Raw genomic sequence first — 23,150 nt, 5'->3', positions numbered from 1 at the left:
CTCCTTTCCGCCTGCTCAGGCCCGCTGTCCCGCCCGGTACTTGGAGGGCGTGACGCCGAAATGGCGCTTAAACACATAGCTGAAGTAGTTGGGGTCTGTGTACCCCGTCTTTTCTGCGATCAGATAGGTCTTTTCATCGGTGTCCTGGAGCATGCGGGCCGCCTGGCCCATCCGCAGCTCGGTGACGTAGGCGGTAAAGCTCTGCCCTGTCTCCCGCTTGAAGAGGGTGGAGAAGTAGGTGGCCGACAGATGGAGATGGGCACACAGGCTCTCCACGCTCAGATCGCAGTCGGCGTAGTTTCCGGCGATAAAGGCCTTGGCCTGCTCCACAGTCTTCCAGGCCGAGTCGGTCCGCTGGCGGCCCAGCAGCTCCTGCAGCTTCAGGCACCGGGCGCACAGCCACCGGCCCAGCTCCTCGGGGGAGTGGAAGTCGGAGAAGGACACCATGCCGGTAAAGCTGCGGCTGAACTGCTCCTCCACCTCGTCGCCGCCGGAGCGGGCCAGGCGGATCATGGCGGTGACGATCTCCAGGAAGAACAGGTGGCACTGAGACAGGGAGCGCCTGGTCTCCCGCACCCGGTGGGTCAGCTGTTCCACCAGGGCCTCCACCTGCTCCCTGCTGCCCAGTTTCACCGCGCTCTCCAGGGCCCGCTGGTCCTCCTCGCCAAAGGACAGCCGGACCGACCGGTCGGGCTCCAGGTCGCCGATATAGATGGCCCGCTCCTCCCCCACCAGCACCTGGTAGTCCAGGGCGGAGCGGGCGCCGTCGGCCGACTGGCGCAGCTCCCCCGGCCCGGCGCAGGGCTGGCCGATGCCCACCGTGAGGGACATGCCCAGAATGCTGCGGGCCAGCGCGCACAGCCGCTCCATCTCCTCCGTCAGGGCGTACACCTGCTCCGGGCCCTCCAGCCGGACCAGCAGAGCCACCGCGTCGTTGTAGAGCAGGCTGCGGACACAGGCGCCGGGCAGCTGGAAGTGCTCATCCAGAAAGGCCAGGGCGGAGAGCAGCAGCAGCTCGTCCCGCTGGGCCTCGCTCTCCCCTGCGCCCCCCACCCGGGTCAGGGCTGCCGTCCAGGCGCCCTCCGGCATGTCCAGCTCGTACCGGGCGGCCCGGTCGGCCACCTGGTCGGGCCGGATCCGCCCGTCCAGCAGGCGGGTGTAGAACAGCTCCCGCAGTACGGGCAGGCTCTCCTCGTACCGGCGGCGCAGGGTCTCCATGTCCCGGCGCTCCATGCGCTGCCTGTCCAGCTGCTCCCGCAGGCGGATGAGCACCTCCCCCATCTCGGGAGCGTTGATGGGCTTCATAATGTACTCCGACACCCCCATGCCCACCGCCTGCCGGGCGTACTCAAAGTCGTCAAACCCGGAGAACACCACCAGCTTGGCCGCGGGCAGGGACTGGCGCAGCCTGCGGCACAGCTCCAGGCCGTCCATAAAGGGCATCTTGATGTCGGTGAGGACCACGTCGGGCCTGAGCTGCTCGGACAGCTCCAGGGCCTCCGCCCCGTTTTCCGCCTCTCCCACCAGCGCAAAGCCCAGGCCGGCCCAGTCGATTTTCCGGCTGATACCGGCGCGGATCTCCTCCTCGTCGTCCGCCAGCAGCACACGGTAGGGCTCCATGGCAGTTCCTCCTTACCGAGCAGGCCCATCAGGCCCCGCTCTTCCCCAGAATTTGGTCATTATCCTCAGCAGATATGATCATAACACAAGTTTTCATCGGTGAATATACCCAAAAACAGTCTGGCGTCCGTCCGTCTTCTGACGGGCGGACGCCGCTGTAAACAGGTCCTGGAATTGTTTCCTCTTATTTCTTGACCAGGTACTTGCGCATATCCAGGGCGCAGGCGAAGAGGATGATGCCGCCCTTGATGGCGTACTGGAGGTTCTGGTCCATGCCCACCAGAGGCAGGGCCACGAAGATGAGGCGGAGCATGATGACGCCGATGATGATGCCGCTGACCTTGCCGATGCCGCCCACGAAGGACACGCCGCCGATGACGCAGGCAGCGATGGCGTCCAGCTCGTAGTTGACGCCGGTGTTGGCGGTGTTGGAGGCCACGCGGGCGGACTCCACGAAGCCGGCCCAGCCGTACATGGCGCCGGCCAGGGCGAAGACCAGGATGGTGGTCATAAACACGTTGACGCCGGACACCCGGGCGGCCTCCTCATTGGCGCCCAGGGCGAACATGTTCTTGCCGAAGGTGGTCTTGTTCCAGATGAACCACATCAGCGCCGAAAGAAGCACCGCGTAGATGACGTAGTTGGGAATCTGGATCTCACCGCCGTTGAAGTTCAGCAGCGGGGGATCGCCCACCACGAAGTTGCGGTAGCCCTGGTCCAGAGAGGAGATGGCCATGCCGTTGTTGTTGCCCATCTGGACGTAGAGAAGCAGAAGGGTATACAGAATAAGCTGGGTGGCCAGGGTGACGATGAAGGGGTGGAGCTTGAACTTGGCCACAAAGAAGCCGTTGAAGGCGCCGATGAGGGCGCCCAGGCCAACCGCGATAATGATGACCACGGGGATGGGCAGGGTGCCGATATTGGGCCACATCTTGTTGGCCGCGCCGGACGCCTGAAGCAGGGAGGCAGACACGCAGGCGGTGATGCCCACGGCCCGGCCGGCGCTCAGGTCAGTGCCGGTGAGGACGATACAGCCGGCGATGCCCAGGGCCACGGGCAGGTAGGCGGCGGTCAGGGACAGCAGGTTGATGAGGGAGCGGGGGGTCAGAAAGGACGGCTGGGTGACGGCCACATACACGGCCACCAGCAGCATGATGATGATCAGGGCGTTGTTCAGCAGGGCGTTTCCCACCCGCTTGGCGGAAAAGCCCTGGGCCTTTTTGGCCAGCTCCTTGGACTGGGTACTCATAAGACAGTCTCCTCCTCTTTACACATACTTGGCCGCCAGGGTGAGGATCTCCTCCTGGCTGGTATTGCGGGCGTCCACCTCTCCGGCCACCTGGCCGCCGGACATAACCACGATCCGGTCACACACGCCCAGCAGCTCGGGCATCTCCGAGGAGACCATGATGACTCCCTTGCCCTCGTTGGCCAGGTCGATGATGAGCTGGTAGATCTCGTACTTGGCGCCCACGTCAATGCCGCGGGTGGGCTCGTCCAGCAGCAGCACCTCCGGCTTGGTGAGCAGCCAGCGGCCGATGATGACCTTCTGCTGGTTGCCGCCGGACAGGGAGCGGATCTGGGTGCGCTGGGTGGGGGTCTTGATGTGCATGGCCTGAATGGCCCAGTCGGTCTTGTCCCGCATCTTCTTGTCGCTGAGGCAGAAGCCGCCCAGGAGGTAGTCCTTCAGGCTGGACACCACGGTGTTCTCCTTGATATCCCGGATGCCGAAAATGCCGGTGGCCCGGCGCTCCTCGGTGAGGAGGGCAAAGCCGTTCTTGATGGCATCCTTGGGATTCTTGTTCCGGATGGGCTTTCCGTGGAGGGTGATGGTACCGCCTCCCCGGGTCATGGCGCCGAACAGATTCTCCAGCACCTCGGTGCGGCCCGAGCCGTCCAGACCGGCGATGCCCAGAATCTCCCCCTTCCGAAGCTGGAAGGTGGCGTCTTTCAGGCGGGTGTACTTGCCGGAAATGTGCTGCACGTCCAGGATGACTTCGCCGGGCTGGTTGGTCTTGGGCGGGAAGCGGTTGGTCAGCTCCCGGCCCACCATCAGGCGGATGATCTCGTCCATGGTCAGCTCCTTGGCCGGACGGGTGGCCACCCATTGGCCGTCCCGCATGATGGTCACGTCGTCGCTGATGCGGAGGATCTCCTCCATCTTGTGGCTGATGTAGATGATGCCGCAGCCCTTGTCCCGCAGCATGTTGATGATGCGGAACAGGTGCTCCACCTCGGTCTCCGTCAGGGAGGAGGTGGGCTCGTCAAAGACAATGATCTTGGAATTGTAGGACACGGCCTTGGCGATCTCCACCATCTGCCGCTGGGAGACGGGCAGGGTGGACATGATGGCCTTGGGGTTGACGCTGACGCCCAGAGTCTCAAAGATCTCCTTGGTGCGCTTCTTCATCTCGCTCTCGCTGACCATGATGCCCATCTTCTTGGGGTAGCGCCCCAGCCACAGATTGTCCTGTACGCTGCGGGTCAGGGCCTGGTTCAGCTCCTGGTGGACCATGGCCACGCCGTTTTCCAGTGCGTCCTTGGCGCTTTTGAATTCCACTTCCTTGCCGTCCAGGGTCACAGTGCCGCTGTCCCGGCGGTAGATGCCAAACAGGCACTTCATCAGGGTGGATTTGCCCGCGCCGTTCTCCCCCATCAGGGCGTGGACGGTACCGGGCCGGACCGTCAGGTCCACATTGTCCAGGGCCTTGACGCCCGGGAATTCCTTGCAGATGCCTCGCATCTCCAGCAGTGCCGGCTGCTCCATATTCTTCCTCCTCTCACCTTGCGGAATCATCGCTTCATCCGCGGTCCGTTTTCCGCGCATCAAGCGGTGATTCCGCGTCAGGCCGCAAGCGGGGCTGCCTCAATGGCAGCCCCGCTCGGCCGTTTGCTTCTCAATAGGGGCTGATGCCGCTGTTCAGCTCGGCGCTGATCTTAGCCCTCGCTGGTGGCGTCGTACATGGCGTAGGGCACGCGGATCTTGGCCACGTCGCTGTCCACGGAAAACTGGTCGGTGTTGGCCATCAGCTCGGCGCCGTCCATCACGTTCTTCACCAGAGTGTTGATGGTGGTAGCCATACCCACGGCGTCCTGCTTGATGGAGCCCACCATGCTGCCGGCCTTGATGAGGGCCTTGGCAGAGTCGGTGGCGTCCACGCCGAAGACGGGGATGTTGGTGGACAGAGGCTCGCCGTTCTCGTCGATGCCCTTGTTGTAGCCCACGTTCTGGAGGGCGGAGATGGCGCCCTCGGCCATGCCGTCGTTGTTGCAGATAATGAGCTCCACCATGTTGTTGTTGCCCTCGTTGTAGGAGCCCAGCAGGGCCACCATGTAGTCGTTGGCGGCCTTGGCGGACCACTTGCCCTCGGTGTCGACCAGGTACTTGGTGGAGGCGGAGGCGTCGTAGTAGGCCAGGGCGGGCTTGCCGGCGTCGGTCAGGATCTTGTCGGCGTCCTCCACGGCGAACTGGGTGCGGGCCTCGGCCTCGGCGTTGCCCTCCTGGCCCTTGAACATGACGTAGGAAATCACGCCGTCGCCGTTGAGGTCTACGGCGTCATAGTTCTCCAGCAGGTAGTTACCGATCATCTCGCCCTGCATGTGGCCGGCGTCGGGGGCGTTGGTGCCCACGAAGGCGCACTTCTCATAGCCGTTGATGACGCTGTTGTCGGCCACCTCGCGGTTGAAGAAGATGACGGGGATGCCGGCGCTCTTGGCGGCATTCACAATGTCCTGGGCGGGGGAGGAGGTGGCGGTCTCCACGATGTTGACGATCAGCAGGTCGGAGCCGGCGGTGATGGCGGTGTTGACCTGGTCGGTCTGGGTGGGCTGGGAGCCGGCGGCGTCCCAGTTGTTGGGCTCAATACCCATGGCCTTGAGCTGCTCGTCCATGGCGATGCGGACGGTAGAGATGTACACATCGGAGAAGTCATAGTAGAACACGTCTACCCGCATGGCATCGGCGCTGCCGCTGCCGGAAGGCGTGCCGCTGCCGGTGGGGGTCTTGTTGGAGCATCCGGCGAACAGACCGAGCATCATGACGGCCGCCAGGATCAGAGCCAGTTTCTTCTTCATCTTGATTCCTCCTGTTGATTTGGATGGGTGGATTCCTTTCCTTACCGGAGGCGGCGTTGCCTCCCTTGTGTCTCTCATTTTAGAGATTGGAGGGCCAAAAGACGATAGAAAAATCTACTGTGTTCTATGAAAAAACTACGGTGCTATGTGAAGTATTTCACAGTTTTTGGACAGATGTCAGAATTCTTTTTGTGGAATTTCTCCATCGCCATCCCAGTCCGCACCGCCGGGCTCGTCCGCCGGGATACGCCGGTAGAACAGCAGCTGGATGAGTCCCAGCAGGGCCCCGTACAGCACCAGCAGAAACAGCCCCCTGGGCAGCACGCCGCTGAGCTTCTCCAGGGGCGTGCCCACGCCGCCGGCGGTGTAGCAGTAGTCCCAGCCGAACAGCCGGTTGAGCAGCAGGCACACCCCCACCAGCGCCGCCACCGGCACAAAACAGCGGTAACGGTCCTCCCGCCTGGGGCTGTACCAGCCGCTACTCCACATCACGGCGGGCACCAGTACCATCAGCATGTGGTAGAGTAGGCTGCGCACCGGCACAAAGCTGAAAAAGGGGTAGCGGCTGAGATAGATGTTGAACACCAGGCCGAACACGCCCCCCAGCAGTCCCATGGTGCACACGGTGGCCGAGGCCATCTGCCGCAGCCAGTCCCGCCGGGCGAACACCGCCAGAGGCAGCATCATCCAGAACAGGGAGCACAGGTACAGCGGCAGAGAGGTGGCCGGGTTGATGCGGCCGAAGCTGCCCACCTCCCAGAGCCAGTAGGCCGGATCGAAGAGCAGCACCGCCACGGCCCCCACCCTGAGCCAGCGCGCTACGGCCTCCCTGGGCGCGCTGCGGGCCCACCGGCAGGCCAGGACAGTGAAAAGGGCGGTGCAGACCAGCACCGCGATGTGGGGCGGCTGAAACATGATATACACTCTTTCCCGAGTAAAAATCAGCGTGCCCCGGCCGGGAGACCGGTCGGGGCATCTATCTCCAGCGCGGACCGGGGTCCAGAGTCCTCCGCCGCGCGCTTGTCTCCATCATAGCGGGAAAAGCTGTATTCTCTCTCTGCGCCGCCTTAAGATTTAAAAAGATTTTCGGCTTTCGTACCGTTGGGGGTTTCAAGGTCCCGGGGAATCTGATAGAATGTCGGTAGGAATTATTTTTATAAAGGAGGACGCCTGCTTGAATCCACTGATTCTCATTGCCGAGGATGATGCGGACATCCGCGCCCTGCTGCGGCTGTACCTGGAGGGAGACGGCTTCCGGGTGCTGGAGGCGGAGGACGGCAATACCGCCCTGTCCCTGGCCCGGGAACACGCGCCCGATATGGCCATTCTGGATATCATGATGCCCGGGATGAACGGCTTCGAGCTCACCCGCGCCCTGCGGAAGTACAGCGAGATCCCCATCCTCATCCTCTCCGCCAAGAGCCAGGACAACGACAAGATCCTGGGGCTGAACCTGGGTGCGGACGACTACATCGCCAAGCCCTTCAACCCGGTGGAGATCGTGGCCCGGGTGAAAGCCCAGCTCCGCCGTGCCGCCCGCAGCAGCGGCGACCTGCTGACCGTGCGGGAGCTGACCCTGGACACCGCAGCCTTCCAACTGACCAAGAGCGGCGTCCCCATCCCACTCACCCCCATGGAGTACAAGATTTTGGCCCTGCTCATGCGCTCCCCCGGCCGCATCTTCACAAAAATCCAGCTCTATGAGGGCGCCATCGGCAACTATTTCGAGGGGGACGACAACACCATGATGGTGCATATCTCCAAGCTGCGGGAGAAGATCGAGGACGATCCCAGAAACCCCCGCTACATCATCACCGTGAGAGGACTGGGGTACAAGCTTGAAAAATGAAAAAGTACCGGGGAGCCTCTTCGGCCTGCTGGTGCGCAACTACCTGCTCTTCACCCTGACGCTGCTGGCCATGGCCGGTGTGGTATTCGCCCTGTGGAACAGCTGGCTGGACAGCCTGTACCAGCCGGCAAACTGGAATTCACTGCTGTCCGACCCGGCGCTGGCCGCCGGGGACTATGAGTCCCTGCGGCGGCACCTGGGCCGGGCTGGCAACGACTTCGCCGTCTATGACAGCGGCGGTGCCCTGGTGTACGCCTCGGGCAACGGCTTTGACGCACAGTGTACCCCGGCGGAGCTGGGCTTTGTCCCCCTGTGGGGCGGGACTGAGGAGATCAGCGTCTACGAGCTCTCCTCCTTTCAGGGGGAGGAGCCCCGCTGTCTGCTGGTCCGCCGGCTCTTCGGGCAGGACGGCACGCCGGAGCAGACCGACACCATGGTGCTGGACGGCAATTTGCAGGTGGTGTACGGCGGCTTTGGGGACGGCCGCACCAGCTACACCCGGCGGGAATTCCTCTACCTGACCGACACCCGCTTCCCCGACGCCTATCTGTACCGGGACACCTGCCCGGACCAGTCCGGCCAGACTATGACGGTCCTGCTGCGCAACGCCTACATCACCGACGAGATCTACTACCAGCACTACACCCACTCCTGGCGGATCTGGCTGCTGTTCATCCCCCTGTATCTGGCGGGGGCCGGGGTGTTCATCTGGTGGATGCGCCGGAAGATCGGGCGGCCCCTGCGGCGGCTCAACGACGCGGTGGTGTCCCAGTCGGAGGGCCGTGTGGTGCGGGTGGGAGACTGCGGCGGCCCGCGGGAGATCCGGCTCATCGGGGAGAGCTTTGACCGCTTCTCCGACCGGCTGGCCGAGAGCGAGGCGGAGCGGAGGCGGCTGGACCAGGGCCGGCAGAAGCTCATCGCCGACATCTCCCACGACCTGAAGACCCCCATCACCGTCATCGCCGGGTACATCGACGCCATCTGCGACGGCAAGGTGCCCCCCGAGGAGACGGGCCGCTATCTGCGGGCCATCCAGGGCAAGGCGGAGGCCCTCACCGAGCTGGTCAACGCCTTCCACGAGTACAGCAAGGTGGAACACCCCGAGTTCGTCCTCCACACCGAGCGCACCGACCTGTGCGAGTTCCTGCGGGAATACCTGGCGGGCAAGTACGATGAGATCGATCTGGCCGGCTTCTCCCTGGAGGTGTCCATCCCGGAGCGCCCCGTGTTCTGCGCCCTGGACCAGCTCCAGTTCCGCCGGGTGCTGGACAACCTGCTCTCCAACGCCCTGCGCCACAACCGGCTGGGCACCATTCTCTTCTTCGACGTATCGGTGGAGGAGGGCGCCGCAGTCCTCCGGGTGGCGGACAACGGCTCGGGCATCCCTGCCGACCGGGCCAAGTACATCTTCGAGCCCTTTGTGGTGGGCAGCGACGCCCGCTCGGGCACGGGCAGCGGCCTGGGCCTGTCCATTACAAAGCGGATCGTGGAAAAGCACGGCGGCACCGTGGCCCTCTCTCCCCGACCGGGCCCGGGCAGAAGCACCGAGTTCGTCCTCCGCCTTCCTCTGACATCGTGAAACAGACACGTCCGCCGGACCATGAGTCCGGCGGACGTTTTTTGTGTTTTCCTTGCGTTTTTCTTTACGAATCTTAAATCGACGCAAACGGCAAACAAAGAGTGGAGGTGTATGCTCTGTGTCAGAAAGGGGGCAGAGCCGATGAACGGATCTGACCTGCGCAGCCGCCCCATCATCGAGGTCAAGGACCTCCGCAAGGAGTACCCTGTGGGCGACGAGACGGTGGTGGCGCTCAAGCGCATCAATTTAAATGTCATGCGGGGGGAGATCTGCTGCATCTTCGGCACCTCCGGCTCGGGCAAGAGCACCCTGCTCAACCAGCTGGCCGGGATGGAAAAACCCACCCGGGGCAATGTGTCCATTGGCGGCGTGCCCATCTCCCGGCTGAGCGAAAACCAGCTGGCCTCCTTCCGCCAGCGGCACCTGGGCTTTGTGTTCCAGTCCTACAACCTGCTGCCCAACCTGACCGCCACGGAAAACGTGGCCATGCCCCTCATGTTCCGGGGCGTGCCCCGGAAGCAGCGGGAGGAGGCGGCCCGGAAGATCCTCTGCCAGGTGGGCCTGTCCCACCGGCTGGACCACTTCCCCCGGCAGATGTCGGGCGGACAGCAGCAGCGGGCCGGCATCGCCCGGGCCTTCATCGCCCGGCCCGACGTGGTTTTCGCCGACGAGCCCACCGGCAACCTGGACTCCAAGACCACAGTGGAGATCATGAATATGATCTGTTCCTTTGCCCGGGACTACCATCAGACCATCATCCTGGTCACCCACGACCCGGAGATGGCATCCTACGCCGACCGCATCGTCACCCTCATTGACGGCGAGATCGTCCGCAATCAAGTCAACGACAAGGAGAGCAAGCACCATGAATCATAAACGTTTTCAGCGCATCTTCTCCGTCCTCATCCTGCTGGCCCTGGTCACGGCGCTTGTCCCTCTGGCCGCCCGGGCCGAGGGCGGAAACCTGTACGTCACCGGCTACACCGTGCTCAGCGCCGACGGCAAGCCCCTCAGCAGCGTATCCAAGAGCGCGGTGGTGAGCATTGCCGTGTCCGTCAAGGACATCAGCGAGAACAGCAGCTCCAAGGTACCCTCGGCCCTGGACATCAGCAAGCTGGACGACAGCTTTACCGGCGGCACCGTCTCGGTGAAAAAGACCTCTCAGGACGGCCAGCCCCTGTCCTATGAGATTCTGGTGAGCAACACCCGCTACAAGGGCGTGGGCCAGCTGCTCAAGCTCCAGATCGGCGAAAAGGGCAAGCCGGACAGCTATCAGACTCTGGATGTGACCGTCACCGAGGCAGTGGTCTACGAGGCCGCCCCCACCACTCCGGACACCACCCCGGATACTGCCCCCGCCCCCATGGTGCTCATCTCCCGCAGCGACATCGCCTCCCCCCTCCAGCCCGGCCAGGAGAAGGAGATCGAGCTCACCTTCCAGAACCTGAGCACCACCAAGCTCAAGTCCCCGGTGGTCACCATCACCCCCTCCGATGGCCTGACCCTGTCCGGCGGTTCCTCCTCCTTTGTGCTGGAGGAGATCGCCGGCAAGAAGTCCGCCACCCTCAAGGTGCGGATCAAGGCCGCCGACGTCATCTCCTCCTCCAGCCAGTCCCTGGGGGTGGAGCTGAAGTTCAACTACTACAACAATATCTCCTCCGTCCAGGCCAGCGTCACCGACAAGGTGACCATCCCCGCCCAGGCCAGAGAGAGCGTCCCCCAGCCGGTGGTCATCGTCACCCGCTCCCCCATGGACACCCCCATCGCCCCCGACGAGATTCGGGAGATGACCGTCACCTTCCAGAACGCGGGCTCCGCCAAGCTGGTGGCCCCGGTGGTGACGGTGGCCCCCTCCGAGTCCCTCATGCTCCTCAACGACGTGTCCACCTTCCTCCTGTCCGACATCGAGCCGGGCAAGAGCGCCACTGTCAGCCTGAAGATCAAGGCCGCCAAGACCATCTCCTCTACCAGCCAGTCCATCGCCACCGAGATGAAGTACGGCTACGACAACGGCACCACCCTGACCCAGGCCACCGCCTCCGACAAGGTCAACATCCCCGCCCAGGCCAGGGAGAGCGTCCCCCAGCCGGTGGTGCTGGTGACCCGCTCGGCGGTGAACAAGCCCATCTCCGCCGGGGAGACCATGAGCCTGACCCTCACCTTCCAGAACGCGGGCTCCACCAAGCTCATCTCCCCCTCCGCCTCGGTGACCCCCTCCGACTCCCTCATCCTCCTCAACGACACCTCCACCTTCCTCCTGCCCGACATCGAGCCGGGCAAGAGCGCCTCCATCAGCCTGAAGGTGAAGGCGGCGGCGGAGATCTCCTCCACCACCCAGTCTATCGGCACCGACCTGAAGTACAGCTACGACAACGGCGAGACCATCACCCAGGCCGCCACCTCCGACAAGGTCAACATCTCGGCCAACGCCACCCTCAAGTCGGACACGTCGGTGCCCAGCATCGTCATCCGGGACTTCTCCTACGGCGGCACCTCGGTGGCGGCGGGCAGCAAATTCCCCCTCAGCTTCACCTTTGAGAACACCGGCAAGGTGGCCATCGAAAACGTGGTGGTGACCGTGGACGGCGGCGAGAGCTTCACCATGGACGGCAGCACCAATACCTTCTACTACAGCAGCCTTGCCGCCGGCGGCACCCAGGTCCAGGAGGTGCCCATGCGCACCGTGCCCAACAGCAAGAGCGGCGCTCAGAGCATCAGCGTGGGCTTCAAGTACGAGTATGTGGACGGCGAGAAGCGGTCCCAGGCCAGCGCGGACATCAAAATTTCCCTGCCCGTGTACCAGCCCGACCGGTTCCACATCAACGCCCCCACCGTGCCCGAGTCGGTGACCGTGGGCGAGGAGGCCGAGGTCCTCCTGTCCTATGTCAACAAGGGCAAGGACGACCTGGCCAACCTGGAGGCCACCGTGGAGGGCGACGGCATCTCCACCCCCGCCCGCACCCAGTACCTGGGCAACGTGACCGCGGGCACCAACGGCAACATCGGCTTCGCCATCACCCCCGAGCAGGAGGGCGACCTCAAGCTGGTGCTGAAGATCTCCTATGAAAACGGCGACCAGCAGGTACAGACCAAGGAATTTCCCATCACCCTCCGTGCCATCGACATCCCCCCGCCCGACGACTACTCCCCCGACGATCTGCCCCCCGAGGAGGGCAGCTTCCCGGTGGTGCCGGTGGCCATCGGCGCCGGCGCTGTGGTGCTGGCCGTGGCCGCGGTGCTGATCGTGCGGAAGAAGAAGGCCTCCAATGCCGTCCAGACGGAGTGGAGCGACTGGAACGATGAGGATTCCGGCAGCTCCGGCGGGGAGGGATGAGCTGTGAAGCGCAACGATCTCCTCCGCATGTGCCTGCAGAATCTGATGCGCCGGAAATCCCGCACCTTTCTCACCGTGCTGGGCGTGCTCATCGGCTGCTGCTCCATCGTCATCATGGTGTCCCTGGGCATCGGCATGAAGGAGACCCAGGAGCGGCTGCTCTCCGAGATGGGCGATCTGACCATCATCACCGTCAACGCCCCCCAGGGCGGTCGGGGCAAGAACAAGCTGGACGACCCGCTGGTCAAGCGGCTCCGCTCTATCTACGGTGTGGAGGCCGTCACCCCCAAGCAGCGGCTGGAGGCCGACTCCATCACCCTCATCACCGGCACCGGCCAGCGCTATATCGCCGACTGGACCACCGTGGTGGGTCTGGACACCGGCGAGGTGGAGAAAATGGGCTACAAGCTGCTGGAGGGCGGCGCACCCGCCAAGAGCGGCGAGGTGATCGTGGGCCAGTACCTGGCCTACAATTTCCGGGACAAGCTCCGCCCCGAGGGCCGCAACATGGTGGACCGGTGGAGCGGCAACTGGGATGAGAACGGCAACATGACCGACGTGCCGCCCCCCTACTTTGACGCCATGAAGGCCACCTATACCATGGAGATCGAGTCCCAGGGCAGCAAGTTCACCTTTACGGTCAAGCCCTCCGGTGTCACCAAGGAGGACTACTCCAAGGGCGGCGAGACCTCCGACGGCATCATGGTCAGCCTGGCCGACCTGCGCAAGATGCTGGACAAGGTCCAGGGCAACAAGAAAAAGTCCCTGCCCTACGACTCCATCATGGTCAAGGTCTCGGGCATCAACATGGTGGAGCCGGTGGAGCAGGAGATCCGGTCCATGGGCTACTCCACCGACTCCATGGAGAGCATCCGCAAGCCCATGGAGAAGGAGGCCCGGCAGAAGCAGATGATGCTGGGCGGCCTGGGCGCCATCTCCCTGTTCGTGGCCGCCCTGGGCATCACCAACACCATGATCATGTCCATCTCCGAGCGGACCCGGGAGATCGGCATCATGAAGTCCCTGGGCTGCTATGTCACCGATATCCGGGTCATGTTCCTCTCCGAGGCCGGTGCCATCGGCCTCATCGGCGGCCTCATCGGCTGCGTCATCAGCTTTATCACCTCGGTGATCATCAACCTGGTCTCGCTTGGGCCGTCGGTGGAGAACCTGCTCCCCGCCATCATCGGCGGCGAGACGGTGAACCGGGTGTCCGTCATCCCGCCGTGGCTTCTGCTGTTTGCCATTGTGTTCTCCGTGTTCATCGGCCTCGGCTCCGGGTACTACCCCGCCAACAAGGCGGTACAGATCCCCGCCCTGGAGGCCATCAAGAGCGAATAAGTGCAAAAAAGAGACCTGCCGGCAGGCAGGTCTCTTTTTTGCACTGTCTCAGGCCATTCAGCCTCACAGCCCGCAGATGCACTGGCAGCTCTCCAGCACCCGCTTGAGAACATCCTGAGGGATCAGGTGTCCGTTGGCGTGCATGACAGGGTTGCGGATCTGGTGGAACTCCTCCAGCCGGTCCTTCCACCCGTCGCCGCCTTCCTTGGGAAAATACTTGGCAAAGCGGTCCTCCCAGCTGGTATTGATGATGCTGACCACCGTACCCAGGGTGATCCCATCCAGGAAAGAGGGATTCTCCTGCCAGTTGGAGAGGGTGCGGCAGCTGGTGTAGGTCTTTTCCAGGAAATTCTGATATCCCGGCAGGCCGGCGCTCTGGTAGGGGCCCAGGGCCGTTGCCCACCGGCGGATCTCCTCCTCTTTGGGTTTGCCCGCCTGGTAGCGCACCTCCGCCATGACGGGAAACTCCCTCTGGATCATCTCCTTGAGCCGCCGTTCCGCCCGGATGAGCGTCTCAAACAGGGGAATATTCGTCTGCTGCAGCTCCAGATATATGGTGAAGTCCCGGGTCATGGAATAATATCCGTTCTCGTCCTCGCTCAGATAGCCCCGCTGCTCCAGCACGCTCACGTTCCGCTGCTCCTCCAGCGTCATGGGCCCGAACAGCGCCCCCAGCATGGCCTCCAGCTGGTGGTCCTCCTGAAAACGGTTGCGGAGGGTTATGTAGAAGTCCTCAATGTCGCCCCTCAGCCGCCGGGCAAAGATCTCGTCCACCCGGTCGGCGTCCACCGTCCGCTGCTGCATCTGGTCCTCCGCCATCTCCCGGGCGAACATGGAGAGCAGATAGGGGATCCGGCCGCAGTAGTACGCCAGGCGGCCCTTCATCTCCTCGTCGGGGAAGATGTCGTAATCCGTCAGGGCCCCATAGAACTCGTCCATATCCTGGTCGCTGAAGCCGTACAGGGGAAAGGTGGTGAACACCCCGTGGAAGGTGGAGATGCCGTCGGCGCTGCGCTCGATCTCCGCCACGGGGCTGCGGGAGATGAGGACCGTGGTCATATTGTACTTGTCCGTCTCCGAGGACAGGGTGCGGATGAACTGGAAGTAGCACTTCTCGTCCAGCACCCACCTGGCCGCGTCAAACTCGTCCAGCACCCAGAGCACCCGCAGGCCCTGCGTCTGCGTCTTTCTCAGCATGGCCGTCAGGGGCTGGCGCATGCGCATATACCAGTTCTCCGCCTTGGCCGCCACGCATTCCAGCTTTGCCCGGGCGCGCTCCAGCTCATCGTCCCAGACGCCCTGCCGGCGCAGCGCTCCCTCCAGCTCCTCGGCAAAGATGTACCAGAAGGAGGCCGCGTCCGGGTATTCGGCCAGGTTCATCCGGATCACCAGCACATTGCCCTGCCCGGCGTGCTCCCGCAGCACCTGGGCCACCAGGGAACTCTTTCCGATGCGGTGGGGGCCCACGATGGACAGCCCGTAACAGGGAGAGCTGCCGAACATCCACTCGCCCAGCCGGTCCAGCTCGCTCCGCCGCCCGAAGAAGGAGTCCCCGGACACCTGGGGGCCCGCCAGAAAGCGATTTGTCTTTCTCATCTCTACTCCCCTCTTGTCTCCAGCAGCCAGCGCTCCAGCAGCTTGACCTCAATGCGGTAGGCGTCGCCGGTCACCTGTTCCAGCACATTGCGCTGCACCAGCCGGTCCAGGGCGTTTTTCACGCCCTCTTCCCCGGGCAGGGCGGCGCAGATCTCCCGCTGGCTGGCCTGCCCGGTGGTCCGGGAGATCCGGGCCACTGCCAGCAGGATCTTCTCGTTGATCTCCTTCAGCTCCGGCCGGCCCCGCTCGTTGAGCTGGGGTTCAAAGATAGACTCGTCCAGGAAGGACATCCGCCCAAAGGCCCGGGTCCGCAGGAAGCTCTTCACGATGGCCTCCCCCGCCATGGCCGCGCCGCTGGCGTTCATGTAGTCCACCAGGTTGGCGCACAGCAGGATGGTCAGGTAGGCGCTGCCCGCCGTCAGGTTGTACAGCGTGTCCACCGCGCCCTCCCGGAAGGGGGTCTCGGCCAGGTGGTTCTCCCGCATCAGGGGCTCCCGGATGAGCTGCTTGGCCGGCTCCTCCTCCAGGTAGGTGATGCGCATCAGCTCCATGCAGGCGAACTCGTTCTGGTTCTCCCGGATGAAGTCGGGCATGTCGTCCTGTCCGGCCACCACGGCGAACACGCAGTAGTTCTGCAGAAATCCCTTCCAGAACTTCATGAAGTCGCTGGTGATGGTGCCGTCCTTGATCTTGGTGTGCAGGTAGGTGAACTCGTCCAGCAGCACCACCACCACCATGCCCCGCTCCCGGAAGATCCGGTCCAGCTGGCGCATGTAGTTGGCAAAGAGCACCGAGGCGTACTCCGGCCGCCCCAGGATCTTTTCCGCCGGGTTCTCCACCTCCCGCTCGGCCAGAGCGGCGGCCAGCTCGGGCCGGTTGTCGAAGGCCTCCTGGGCGATGTTGAGGATGTGGTAGAAGAAGCCCACCACCGCGTTTCCGCTGTCCATCAGGATGTCGCCCATGTTCTGGACCTCCCAGATCACCACCCGGTCCCGGTAGGCTGGCTGGCTCAGGCGGCGCTTCAGGTGGTAGAGCAGGCTGCTCTTGCCCGTGCGGGTCTGGCCGTAGATGGCGATGCCGTGGCTGTAGCTGGGGGGCGCGTCGGGGGGGCAGATCTTGCCGCAGATCCGGTCCAGCTCGTCGTTTCTGCCGTAGAACATGGTCTCGTCGTGCATGGGGCTGCCCACGTTCTTGGTGTAGGGGTTGGCCAGCTTGCGGAACTGCTCCGTCCGCACCACGCAGGTCAGCTCTGTCACCTGGGGCTCGCTCTTGGTGAAGTCCTTGGCGGTACGGTTATAGCGGTAGCTGTACCGCAGGTTCAGGGTGAAGCTGCCCATCTGCCGGGCCTGCTCGGTGAGCCGCACCAGCAGGATGACCTCCGTGTGGGTGTCGCCCCGCAGGCCGTTGATGCTGCCCCGGTCGTCCTCGGGCCGGCAGGACAGGATGTCCTCGCCGTCGCCCTCGTACTCGATGGTGTCGGCGGTCTGGTGGTTGCGCTGGTTGGACACAGTCAGGTACACCCGCACCTCGCCGCTGGCGTCGTAGTGGGGCGGCGTGGACAGCTCCCAGGTCAGCTGGGGCGGCAGCATTTCATACATATTGGTCTGCTGCTCGGTGAGCTGGCTGCGGATGTCCTCCAGGGCGGGGACGTAGACGTCAAAGGACAGGCGGGTGGGGGTCTCCCGGATGGCGGCGTTGAGCTGGTCGATGCGCTGGATGGTGTCCTTGAGGCACTCGGCCCGGTGCTCGAAGTCCATGCCCTTGTGGTAGTCGCACTCCCGGCGCAGGATGTCGCAGAACTCCTGGAGCCGGGCGTAGTCGGTGGCGTCCAGCCAGTTGGCCCAGTCGGAGGACTGGAGCTCGTGGAAGCTGCGCTCCTCCTCCAGGCTGCCCATCACGTGGCGGGCACACTCCTCCATATGCCGCGCCAGCTCCTCCTCCCGCTTGCGCAGCAGGTCGCCCGCCCGGTTGAGAAGGCGGCTGAAATCGGCCATGTCCTCCCGCATGGTCACCGGCTCCTCCAGCACCCGGCCCAGCTGGCGCAGCAGGCCCTCCCGGAGGGGCTTGGCGTCGTACAGGCCCTGCTTGAAGTCCAGGCGGCGGCCCCGCAGCTCCCGCATCAGGCGCAGCACGCCCACCAGGAACTCAGGGTACAGGGCGTCGGCCAGGCTCCGCTCGGAGAGAAAGCTGAAGTCCAGTCCGTCGTGGCTGCTGGCGTTCTGCTGGGCGGAGATGAAGTTGGACAGCTCCCGCTGGCCCATGGTGTAGGACCGGAGGAAACAGTACACCGAGTCCCGGAAGCAGCGGTCCCTGGGGCCCAGGTTGGGCAGGCAGGACAGGTAGGCGAACCGGGCGGTGTCCAGCTGATTGGCGTTGTCCACCATGTAGTCGCCCCAGGCCGCAATGGCCCGGGAGGCATAGATCTTCTCGTTCTGGACCGTGAGCTTCTTTTTCCACATGGCGCCGTATCTGCGCCCCGGCTCATACCGGTCCAGCAGCTCGTCCACGATCCTGGCCGCCGCAAAGAGTTTGTCGCTGCGGGCCTTGGCCGAGCCGCCGCCGGCGTCGACCTGCTTCCGGATCTCCTGCACGGCCTCAGAAGGCGTGCCGATATAGTGGCCGGCGGAGATGTGGCTCTTGACCACCGCGGCCAGGTCCAGATTGCGGATACGGGAGAGCACATAGCCGTTGAGCAGGCCGTCGCTCACCTCGTCCCCGTCGTCATCCTCGTCAAAATTCTCGTCATTGAACTCGTCCTGGGTATAGGTGCCCACCCCCAGGGTGCGGTCCAGGATGCCGTTGGCGATGGGATCGGCGGGATAGAGGCGCAGCACCTCCTTGGCCAGCCGTTCGGCCTCGGCGAACTCGCCCTGGTGGTAGTAGCAGGTGGCCTCCCCCTTCTTCACCGACAGCTCGGCCTTGGCCAGCCGGTCGCCCTCGGGCGTGCTGCGGTACTGGCTGTACAGGTCCCGCCACCTGCGGTAGGTCTCCAGGGCGTCGCCATACCGGCCCAGACGGATGTAGGTCTGGGCCTTCTGGATCATGTGGTGGGACTTGCGGCTGCCCCGGTTGGCGGCCCGGATGGCCTGCTCCAGCACGGTGCACAGGTGCTCCAGGGCGTCGGTGGTCTTGCCCTTCTGGTAGATCTGGATCTCCAGGTTCAGGGCCTTCTCCTTGGTGAGGTAGTCCCGGTAGTGGTTGAACAGGTCCACCGCGTCCTGCCAGCTGTCGGGCAGGCGGTTATAGAGGCCGATCAGATCCGCCACCGTGGACTCCAGCTTTTCCTCCCGCTCCAGGGCCTGCTTGTAGTAGTACAGCGCCGTCTCCAGATTGCCCCGGATCAGCAGCTGGTGGGCCTTGTCATAGTTGGGGCAGGGGTCCCCCAGCTTCCAGGCCGTGGACTTGCGCACCGGCTCGTCCTCCGGCTTGGGCGCCGGGGCGGGCGCGGGCTGAGCGGGCTCCGCCGGCTTCTGGACGCTGTCGTCGCTCTGCTTCTCCTCGGACACGGGCTGCACCCGCTTGCTCAGCGGGGTCTGGTTCTTCTCCCCGCCGGGCAGGTCCTTGGCCGGCTCCAGGGCCTCATAGGGGCAGTCCTCATAGGGGTCGGACTCATCCTGCTTGGGGGGCGCCTCCAGCGCCGCCTTGAAGACCTCCCACTGCTCCAGCCGCTCTGCCGAGGGCTTGAGCTGGAGATAGCTGATCTCCGCGTCATTGAAGGGCTGCTCCCGCATCATCTGGCCTACCACCTGTTTGCCGTCCTTCAGGGTGTCCAGACGGAACAACACCTCCTGCTCACTGAAAAAGAGGTTGGTGTGGCAGTACTCCTCCAGCCAGGGGTCTACCAGGGCGTTGTCCTTGAAGGACCACTTGTTGCCCTTCAGGTCCACCACCTTGCCCCAGGTCTTGTCCTTCTGATAGAACAGAAGGGTGCCCTGCTGAAACTCATCCCGGCCGATCCGCCCCAGCCGCTTGTCCGCCTCCTGCTGGCCCCGCTCGGTCAGGCGGATGTTGGAGGCCGCCAGAGCGCCCAGGTGGTTGGTCCCCCGCTCGTAGGACACCTCCAGGCCGCTGTAGTTCCCTTTTGCCAGGAGCTGCCGCAGCGCCAGGTCCTGGTCGGTCACCTGGGTGACATAGAAAAAGATATTGTCCGGGTATGCCCGCAGGAAGCCGTACCGCTTCTCCGGGAAGAAATTCTGGATGGTGGTGGTCAGGGCCGCCGTCTCCGCGGGCGCCGCCTCCTCCTTCTGGCGCTCCAGCTCTGCCTGGGCCATCTGCTCCTCCCGGTCACGCACCTCCTGGCTCAGCTCCTTCCAGGAGGCGGGCAGCGCATAGAACAGGGCGTCCAGCAGCTCACCGGACGCGGCGGAGGCATCCCCTTCCAGCTCCACGCTCTCTCGCTCCGCTGCCACAGCGGCGGCCAGCAGCAGCCGGTGGAGGGTCTCCTCGTCCTCGGTCTGCTCCTTGCCCCGGATGATGGGGGAGAGATTCCGCGCCTTACGGCACCCCTCGCCCAGGACCCGGCAGCCCGCGTACTGGAGGCAGCGCCCGCTGAGGGCCGACTGGACCAGCAGCGGCAGGGCCTCCTCCGGTTTTTCGGCCTGGATCAGGCACTCGGCCGCCAGCTCCGGCCACTCAGCCTGGGAAAAGCAGAGGGCCGCCGTCTGATACTCCCCCGCGCCCAGCTCCAGCACGCCCATCAGGACCGCCAGCAGCGCCTTGGACGACGCTGTCTCCGCCGTCTGCTCGATCCGGTTGGTCCGGGCCTTCAGGTCGTGGAGCTTGTCCGCCAGGGTGTGGTTGGCCACGGCGTTCTCCAGGCTGTCCAGCACGCCGCCGGCCGTCTCCCGGACGGTCTTGGGCTCCTCCTTCAGCGCCTTCCGCAGCAGCTTGGCCGCCGTCTTGACGTCCAGAGGCTTCTCTTCCCGCTTCAGCTCCGCCCGCAGGTCGGCCAGCACATGCCCCGCAGGCACCGTCCGGACATCGGGCGCAGGATCCTGCTGCTCCTCCCCGCCGCCGTCCTGCTGCTCCTCTTCAGGCGGAAGGATATCAAAGGAGATGATCTGATTCAGCAGGATTCTGGGCTCGCTCTTCTCGCTTTTCAGGTGGATCAGCACCTCGTTGATGCGCAGCACCGTACCTGTGGCGGTCTGGGCCCCCTGCTGCCCGTAGCAGATCTGGACTCGGTCCCCTACATGGATTTCACTGAGGATGATATCTTGAAAGGTTTCCATCTCGTTTCACCCCGTTCGAATTGCCTGTTGTCTCATTGTAACACAGTATTTTCCTATTTGACATACTCTCGCCCAATTTTTTGCTGTTTTTCTCCGCCCCATGCCCTCGCCCTGTCAGAGATGACGGCAATCCAGATCGGGATTGTCCTCGGTTTGTAGGCCTCGTTGCTTGCGTCCGGGGTGGAAATATGGTATTCTAAACTATAAAATCCCGCGCTGGCCCTTCAACGGGAGCAGGCGGAAAATCAGAGAAAGAAGGTCGGACGATGTCCCATCAGCTTGTCGTTGTTCTGGACTTTGGCGGTCAGTACAACCAGCTCATCGCACGCCGCGTGCGTGAGTGCGGCGTCTACTGCGAGGTCAAGCCCTATACCACTCCTCTGGAGCAGATCAAGGCCATGGCGCCCATCGGCATCATCTTCACCGGCGGCCCCAACAGCGTCTACGACGAGAAGGCCCCCCATGTGGCCCCCGAAATCTTTGATCTGGGTATCCCCGTGCTGGGCATCTGCTACGGCTGCCAGCTCATGGCCCACACCCTGGGCGGCCGGGTGACCGCCGCTCAGGACGATTCCGCCCGGGAGTACGGCAAGACGGAGACCTATTACAATACCGACTGCAAGCTCTTCAAGGGCCTGCCCGCCCAGGGCATCTCCTGGATGAGCCATGGCGACTATATGGCCAAGGTGCCCGAGGGCTTCGACCTGGTGGCCCACTCCGACGCCTGCCCCAACGTGGCCATTGCCGACGAGAAGCGGGGCTTCTACGGCGTGCAGTACCACCCCGAGGTCAACCACACGGAAAACGGCGTGGCCATGATCCGCAACTTCCTCTATGAGGTCTGCGGCGCCGTTGGCGACTGGTCCATGGGGGACTACAAGCACACCGCCATCCGGCAGATCCGGGACAAGGTGGGCAGCGGCAAGGTGCTGCTGGCCCTCAGCGGCGGCGTGGACTCCTCCGTGGTGGCCGCCCTGCTGGCCGAGGCGGTGGGCAATCAGCTCACCTGTGTGTTCGTAGACCACGGCCTCATGCGCAAGGACGAGGGCGACGAGGTGGAGCGCGCCTTTGCCCGCTGGGACATCAACTTTGTCCGTGTGGACGCCGAGAGCCGCTTCCTGGGCAAGCTGGCCGGCGTGACCGAGCCGGAGCGCAAGCGCAAGATCATCGGTGAGGAGTTCATCCGGGTCTTCGAGGAGGAGGCCAAGAAAATCGGCGCCGTGGACTTCCTGGCTCAGGGCACCATCTATCCCGACGTCATCGAGTCCGGCGCCGGAGACGCCGCCGTCATCAAGTCCCACCACAACGTGGGCGGCCTGCCCGACTATGTGGACTTCAAGGAGATCATCGAGCCCCTGCGCCTGCTGTTCAAGGACGAGGTCCGGCAGCTGGGCCGTGAGCTGGGCCTGCCCGAGTACCTGGTCTCCCGCCAGCCCTTCCCCGGCCCCGGCCTGGCCATCCGTATCATCGGCGACATCACCAAGGAGAAGGCCGACACCCTCCGGGAGGCCGACTTCATCTTCCGGGACGAGATCGCCAAGGCCGGCCTGGACGGCAGCATCAACCAGTACTTCGCCGTCCTGACCAACACCCGCTCCGTGGGCGTCATGGGCGACGGCCGCACCTACGACTACACCCTGGCCCTCCGGGCCGTGACCACCGACGACTTCATGACCGCCGACTGGGCCCGCATCCCCTACGAGGTACTGGACCGGGTGTCCGTGCGCATCGTCAACGAGGTCAAGGGCATCAACCGTATCTGCTACGACATCACCTCCAAGCCCCCTGCCACGGTGGAGTTCGAATAAGTAAAAAGTGGATATGGGAGCCTGTAAACCCGCATAAACACTGGGTTTTCGGATTTCAGATTTCCCCTTTGATAGCAGATTGATAGCACCCGTCAAATTCAGAGTTATTCTGGTGATTTGGGTGGCTTGCGAATTCGCAGGATTTTTATTCTAAGAGAAAAGGTCTAACTGATTTTTGCCGATCAGTTAGACCTTTTTTATTTTGCTCTCATGTATCTGAATTTACTGATTTTGTGCAACAAACAGGCTCTCCTGTGGCCTACAAGTGAGAGGGTCAGATCAGGCCCTCCGGCGGCACCTTGGCGTGGATCTGGCTGCTGTCGTACTCCGGGTAGTGGTAACGCCAGCGGTCATAGTCCTCCTGAGAGATCTCACCGGCTTCCAATTTGGCCACCTGTTCCCGCCAGGCCCAGAGCATCTCGTGAAGTCTGGCAGCATCCTTATTTTTGCGGAAATCTACCTGCAGGGAGAGTACACCATCCTGTTCTGTGACTTTCAGCCCGTAGTTATCCTCCAGGGCAAACAGGGTGTGCATGAGCCCAACATAGGAGTCTATATCCGGAACAGAGAGTGCGTGGGGGGATACATCAAGCACCTGTGCCAGGGCAGCAGTCAGGTCTGCCTTAGGGGTTCTTGATCCTGTCTCATACTGAGCCAGGCGCACATCGGCGGATTTCTCGGGGAAGCCCACGGCCATACCCAGATATTTCTGTGTCAT

14 protein-coding genes are annotated in these 23,150 nt (G+C 63.6%); 6 read left to right on the top strand and 8 right to left on the bottom strand.

The window, feature by feature from the left end:
• Positions 1-15 precede the first annotated feature (15 nt).
• The 5 genes from Q0K23_RS06650 to Q0K23_RS06630 form a co-directional block, all read right to left on the bottom strand.
• A complete protein-coding gene (locus tag Q0K23_RS06650; protein ID WP_294519572.1) occupies positions 16-1,620 on the bottom strand; it encodes a response regulator in 1,605 nt (534 codons plus the stop codon).
• A gap of 184 nt (positions 1,621-1,804) precedes the next feature.
• Positions 1,805-2,869, bottom strand: coding sequence for a beta-methylgalactoside transporter (locus Q0K23_RS06645; protein WP_294519568.1), 1,065 nt, complete (start codon positions 2,867-2,869; stop codon positions 1,805-1,807).
• Between the two features lie 18 nt (positions 2,870-2,887).
• Complete coding sequence (locus Q0K23_RS06640; protein WP_294519566.1) at positions 2,888-4,387, bottom strand: sugar ABC transporter ATP-binding protein; 1,500 nt, start codon at positions 4,385-4,387, stop codon at positions 2,888-2,890.
• A 170-nt stretch (positions 4,388-4,557) separates the two neighbouring features.
• On the bottom strand, positions 4,558-5,694 hold the full coding sequence (locus Q0K23_RS06635; protein WP_294519563.1) for a galactose ABC transporter substrate-binding protein: 1,137 nt from the start codon (positions 5,692-5,694) through the stop codon (positions 4,558-4,560).
• Between the two features lie 177 nt (positions 5,695-5,871).
• Positions 5,872-6,609, bottom strand: a complete 738-nt coding sequence (locus tag Q0K23_RS06630) for a YwaF family protein (protein ID WP_294519559.1) — start codon at positions 6,607-6,609, stop codon at positions 5,872-5,874.
• A 259-nt stretch (positions 6,610-6,868) separates the two neighbouring features.
• Between Q0K23_RS06630 and Q0K23_RS06625 the strand changes: the two genes are divergently transcribed.
• The 5 genes from Q0K23_RS06625 (at position 6,869) to Q0K23_RS06605 (ending at position 13,797) form a co-directional block, all read left to right on the top strand.
• Positions 6,869-7,543, top strand: coding sequence for a response regulator transcription factor (locus Q0K23_RS06625; RefSeq protein ID WP_294519557.1), 675 nt, complete (start codon positions 6,869-6,871; stop codon positions 7,541-7,543).
• Positions 7,533-9,122 (top strand): HAMP domain-containing sensor histidine kinase, encoded by a 1,590-nt coding sequence (locus Q0K23_RS06620; RefSeq protein ID WP_294519554.1) that lies wholly within the window; start codon positions 7,533-7,535, stop codon positions 9,120-9,122. The genes Q0K23_RS06625 and Q0K23_RS06620 overlap by 11 nt, the downstream gene beginning before the upstream one ends.
• A 141-nt stretch (positions 9,123-9,263) precedes the next feature.
• Positions 9,264-9,998 carry an ABC transporter ATP-binding protein gene (locus tag Q0K23_RS06615; protein ID WP_294519549.1) on the top strand — a complete coding sequence of 245 codons (735 nt, stop codon included), beginning with the start codon at positions 9,264-9,266 and terminating at the stop codon, positions 9,996-9,998.
• Positions 9,988-12,456 (top strand): COG1361 S-layer family protein, encoded by a 2,469-nt coding sequence (locus Q0K23_RS06610; protein WP_294519547.1) that lies wholly within the window; start codon positions 9,988-9,990, stop codon positions 12,454-12,456. The genes Q0K23_RS06615 and Q0K23_RS06610 overlap by 11 nt, the downstream gene beginning before the upstream one ends.
• A 3-nt stretch (positions 12,457-12,459) precedes the next feature.
• On the top strand, positions 12,460-13,797 hold the full coding sequence (locus Q0K23_RS06605; RefSeq protein WP_294519545.1) for an ABC transporter permease: 1,338 nt from the start codon (positions 12,460-12,462) through the stop codon (positions 13,795-13,797).
• Positions 13,798-13,860: 63 nt separating this feature from the next.
• Here Q0K23_RS06605 and Q0K23_RS06600 read toward each other — a convergent pair whose 3' ends face one another.
• Positions 13,861-15,393, bottom strand: a complete 1,533-nt coding sequence (locus Q0K23_RS06600; RefSeq protein ID WP_294519543.1) for an ATP-binding protein — start codon at positions 15,391-15,393, stop codon at positions 13,861-13,863.
• A 2-nt stretch (positions 15,394-15,395) separates the two neighbouring features.
• Positions 15,396-20,624 (bottom strand): hypothetical protein, encoded by a 5,229-nt coding sequence (locus Q0K23_RS06595; RefSeq protein ID WP_294519541.1) that lies wholly within the window; start codon positions 20,622-20,624, stop codon positions 15,396-15,398.
• A gap of 266 nt (positions 20,625-20,890) precedes the next feature.
• Here Q0K23_RS06595 and guaA point away from each other — a divergent pair, with 266 nt between their 5' ends.
• The gene (gene guaA / locus Q0K23_RS06590) at positions 20,891-22,432 is read left to right on the top strand and encodes a glutamine-hydrolyzing GMP synthase (protein ID WP_294519539.1); all 1,542 of its coding nucleotides are present in this window, start codon (positions 20,891-20,893) and stop codon (positions 22,430-22,432) included.
• Positions 22,433-22,706: 274 nt separating this feature from the next.
• Here the strand turns inward: guaA and Q0K23_RS06585 are convergent.
• On the bottom strand, positions 22,707-23,150 hold a 444-nt coding region (locus tag Q0K23_RS06585), incomplete at its 5' end, for a helix-turn-helix transcriptional regulator (protein WP_294519536.1).

It is taken from the genome of uncultured Pseudoflavonifractor sp., from assembly GCF_944387275.1.
In the GTDB taxonomy this organism is placed as follows: domain Bacteria; phylum Bacillota; class Clostridia; order Oscillospirales; family Oscillospiraceae; genus Pseudoflavonifractor; species Pseudoflavonifractor intestinihominis.
The sequence above is the reverse complement of the archived record's forward strand: the minus strand, read 5'-3'. Positions and strand labels throughout refer to the sequence as shown.